3 protein-coding genes are annotated in these 2,329 nt (G+C 69.9%); all 3 read right to left on the bottom strand.

Annotation, left to right across the window (positions count from 1 at the left end; translation table 11 throughout):
- Positions 1-15: 15 nt before the first annotated feature.
- A complete protein-coding gene (locus H0U68_RS23280; protein WP_296359282.1) occupies positions 16-684 on the bottom strand; it encodes a GntR family transcriptional regulator in 669 nt (222 codons plus the stop codon).
- Positions 685-788: 104 nt separating this feature from the next.
- Positions 789-1,628, bottom strand: coding sequence for a prolipoprotein diacylglyceryl transferase (lgt, locus tag H0U68_RS23275; RefSeq protein WP_296359281.1), 840 nt, complete (start codon positions 1,626-1,628; stop codon positions 789-791).
- Positions 1,629-1,655: 27 nt separating this feature from the next.
- Positions 1,656-2,329: LysR substrate-binding domain-containing protein (locus H0U68_RS23270; RefSeq protein ID WP_296359280.1), on the bottom strand; the 674-nt coding region annotated here is incomplete at its 5' end.

The raw sequence follows: 2,329 nt of genomic DNA, 5'->3' as shown, positions 1-2,329 counted from the left end.
ATTCGGCGCCGGCGATCATGACGCCAGCCTCGAGCGCTGGCTGCGCGCCAGCTCGCGCAGAGCCTCGCGCTGGCGCACCAGGTGCGTGCGCATGGCCGCTTCGGCGCCTTCCGGGTCGCGCGCCTTCAGCGCGGCGAACACCGCCAGGTGTTCCGACAGGCTCTGCTCCAGCCGACCCGGCGCGTGCAGTTGCTGCAGGCGCGCGAGCTTCAGGATCTTGCGCAGGTCGGCGATCGCCTGCGCCAGCCAGCGGTTGTCGGCCAGCGCAATGATCGCCTCGTGGATGGTGAAGTTGGCCTCGTAATAGTCCTTGATGCGGCGCGCGGCGGCGTGCCGCGCGAGCTTGCCGTGCAGCGCGTCCAGTGCCAGCAGGTCGGCGTCGGTGGCGCGGCGCGCGGCCTCGTAGGCGCAGCGGCCCTCCAGCAGCGCGATGACCGGGAAGATGTCGTCCAGGTCCTTCTCCGTCACCTCGGCCACGAAGCAGCCGCGGCGCGGCTCGTGGCGCACCAGGCCTTCGGCGGTCAGCACCTTCAGCGCTTCGCGCAGGGGCGTGCGCGAGATCTCCAGCTGCTCGGCCAGCTTCGCTTCGTCCAGGAAGCTGCCGGGCGCCAGGTCGCCGTCGAAGATGCGCTCGCGCAGGCGGGCGGCGGCTTCGTCGTGCAGGGATTGGTGGACCAGGCGCATCGATAATTTTCTGTAATTACCGATAATTATGGAGAGAGTCAGTGGCCTGCGCAAGAGGGAAAGCGGAGCCAGCCGTCCTGGTGGCTCCAGATCGACCCAGTGGCTCAGGCCTTGCGCAGATCGCGCCCGGACGCGTCGACGGGATCTCGCGTCTCGGCCCACACCCACAGCAGCACGCCGAACAGGATCATCGGCACGCACAGCCACTGGCCCATGGTCATGCCCAGCGCCAGTACGCCCAGGAACGCGTCGGGCTCGCGAAAATACTCGGCCGCGAAGCGCAGCGCGCCGTAGCCGATGAGGAACACGGCCGACACCTGCGCCGTCTTGCGTTCCTTGCGCGCGTACAGCCACAGCACGACGAACAGCAGCAGGCCTTCCAGCAGGAACTGGTAGATCTGCGAGGGATGGCGCGGCATGTTGCCCGCCTGCGGGAACACCATGCCCCAGGGCAGCGAGGGATCGGCCGGGCGGCCCCACAGCTCGCCGTTGATGAAGTTGCCCACGCGGCCAGCCGCCAGGCCAAGCGGCACGCAGGGCGCGACAAAGTCCATCACCTGCCAGAACGGCTTTCCGCGCGAGCGCGCGAACCACCACTGCGAGGCGATCACGCCCAGCATGCCGCCGTGAAAGCTCATACCGCCCTGCCAGATGTAGAAGATCTGCAGCGGGTGCGGCAGGTAGAACTCGGGCTTGTAGAACAGGCAGTAGCCCAGCCGCCCGCCGACGACGGTGCCCATGACGCCCAGGAACAGCATGTCCTCGACGTCCTTGCGGGTCCAGGCGCCGGGGCCGGTGATGGAGGCGTACGGCTGGTGCTTCAGCCGCATGGAGGCCAGCAGCATGAACAGGCCGAAGGCGGCAAGGTAGGTGATGCCATACCAGTGGATGGCAATCGGCCCCAGCTGGAGCGCGACGGGATTGATCTGCGGATACATCAACATGGGCCGTATTCTCGCCCAGCGGCAGCTCTACCTCAGGCGCGGACGCACGAAGTCGATGAAGCGGTCCAGCGCCGGCGTGGCCTGCGACCAGGCCAGCGTGGTCTCGCACACCGGCACCGCCGCCGCCTGCCGGCCGCCGAGCGCGCGGTAGACGATGCCCGGCCGCTGGAACTCGCGCACGCTGGCCGGCACCCAGGCAAGGCCCAGGCCCGCCGATACCAGGTTGACGATGGTCTGCATCTGGATGGCTTCCTGCGCCACCGGCGGCATGCGGCCGGCCGCGTGGTACATGCCGAAGATCGCGTCGTGCAGCGACGGCACGATGCGCCGCGGGAAAATCACCAGCGGCTCGGCCAGCACGGCCGCGAACGGCAGCCGGACGCTCTGCGCCAGCGGATGCTGCTGCGGCAGCGCCAGCACCAGCGGCTCGCGCGCGATGCGCAGGTGCCGCAGCCCTTCGGGCGCGAAGCCGGGCGAGTGCAGCAGGAAGCCGGCGTCGACCTCGCCGCGCGCCAGCCAGGGCAGCTGCAGGTCGCCGGTGGCTTCGATCAGCTCCAGCTGCACCTGCGGGTGCTGCGCGCGGAAGGCGCCCACCCATTGCGGCAGCAGCGAAAAGCCGACGGTGGAAACGAAAGCCAGGCGCAGGCGGCCGAGCTCGCCGGCGGCAGCGGCGCGCGCGTGGGCCGGCAGCGCGGCCGCGC

It is taken from the genome of Ramlibacter sp. (genome assembly GCF_013697775.1).
GTDB lineage: Bacteria > Pseudomonadota > Gammaproteobacteria > Burkholderiales > Burkholderiaceae_C > Ramlibacter.
The sequence above is the reverse complement of the archived record's forward strand: the minus strand, read 5'-3'. Positions and strand labels throughout refer to the sequence as shown.

What these genes read in the sequence shown, in the direction of transcription:
- H0U68_RS23280 (WP_296359282.1), bottom strand. Translation starts at nt 684, where the DNA reads ATGCGCCTGGTCCACCAATCCCTGCACGACGAAGCCGCCGCCCGCCTG.
- lgt (WP_296359281.1), bottom strand. Translation starts at nt 1,628, where the DNA reads ATGTTGATGTATCCGCAGATCAATCCCGTCGCGCTCCAGCTGGGGCCG.